This window comes from Sedimentitalea todarodis, assembly GCF_032595355.1.
Taxonomy (GTDB): Bacteria; Pseudomonadota; Alphaproteobacteria; order Rhodobacterales; family Rhodobacteraceae; genus Sedimentitalea; species Sedimentitalea todarodis.
In genome coordinates this window covers 1-1,111 of sequence record NZ_JASMWN010000081.1, presented here as the reverse complement: position 1 = coordinate 1,111, position 1,111 = coordinate 1, and the positions used below count along the sequence as shown (strand labels likewise).

Genomic DNA, 1,111 nt, shown 5'->3' with positions numbered 1-1,111 from the left:
GGCCACACAATCCACCCCCACCCGACCCTGAGCGAAACCATCAATTTCGCAGCAGAAATGTTCGAAGGCACAATCACAGACCTCATGCCACCAAAAAAACGAAAGTAGTCCAACAGAGACCCCGCCACGCCAATCACGGCGTAGGCGGCAGCCAGGCGCAATCCGCGCCAGACAACGAGGAGAAGAGCCATGAGTAACAGCGTATACAAGGTCGTCGAGTTGGTCGGAACGAGCACCGAATCCTGGGACGATGCCGGGCGCGCCGCAGTCGAGCGTGCGGGTCAATCCTTGCGCGACTTGCGCGTCGCCGAAGTGGTTTCTCAGGACATGGTGATCGAGAATGGCAAGGTCAAAGCCTTTCGCACAAAAGTGAGCGTTTCATTCAAGTTCGAAGGCTGAGTGAAACAGCGCGGGGCCCCGACCTAAGACATGCGACCGGCCCTGTGCATGAAGTTGCAGCAATGTTCAATACTCAACGAGGGCAATGAAGATGGCAAAGAAAGAACCTACCGACAACTACGCGGATTTCATGAAGTTGTTCGATCCCGCGAATGTCTCGAAAATGTTCGACCCGCAGGCGATGATGGCACAATTTGGCGTCAAGCCGGGCCAGGTGGACGCCCAGGATACGATCCAGAAGGCCAGGGACAAATTTGACGCCGTTGCAAAGGCGAACCAGGCTGCAGCCGCGTCCTATCGCGACCTGATGGAAAAGCAGATGCAGATTTTCCGTGATGTGACTTCGGAAGCGGCAGACCAGCTGAAATCCGGCTCGCCCGAAGATATCGCCGCATCCTATCAACAGGCCGTAACCCGCGCCCTCGAAATCATGACCGAACTGTCCGATGCCGCGCGCGATGCAAACAACCAGGCCTACGACGTGATCAAATCGGAAGTCGACAAGACGATCGAGGAACTCAAAGGCTGAGGGCAGACACAGCGACCAATTGTGATCGATTTTCTCAATATGCTGAAGGAGTGACCGATATGACAACCGCTGCTGTATTGATCCTGCTGGGGCCTCCGGGTGCTGGCAAGGGGACGCAGGCCCGGATGCTTGAGGAGGAGTTTGGCCTCGTGCAACTTTCGACCGGTGATCTGTTGCGTGCGG

3 protein-coding genes are annotated in these 1,111 nt (G+C 56.3%); all 3 read left to right on the top strand.

Annotated features, from left to right (window positions below; all coding sequences use genetic code 11):
* Window positions 1-189: 189 nt before the first annotated feature.
* Window positions 190-399: a dodecin family protein gene (locus QO231_RS26060; RefSeq protein ID WP_316783213.1), complete on the top strand. Its 210-nt coding sequence runs from the start codon at window positions 190-192 to the stop codon at window positions 397-399.
* Window positions 400-490: 91 nt separating this feature from the next.
* Entirely contained in the window at window positions 491-928 is a 438-nt protein-coding gene (locus QO231_RS26055; RefSeq protein ID WP_316783210.1) for a phasin family protein, read from the top strand.
* Between the two features lie 59 nt (window positions 929-987).
* Window positions 988-1,111, top strand: a 124-nt coding sequence (locus QO231_RS26050; RefSeq protein ID WP_316783216.1) for a nucleoside monophosphate kinase, incomplete at its 3' end; no start/stop codon positions are given.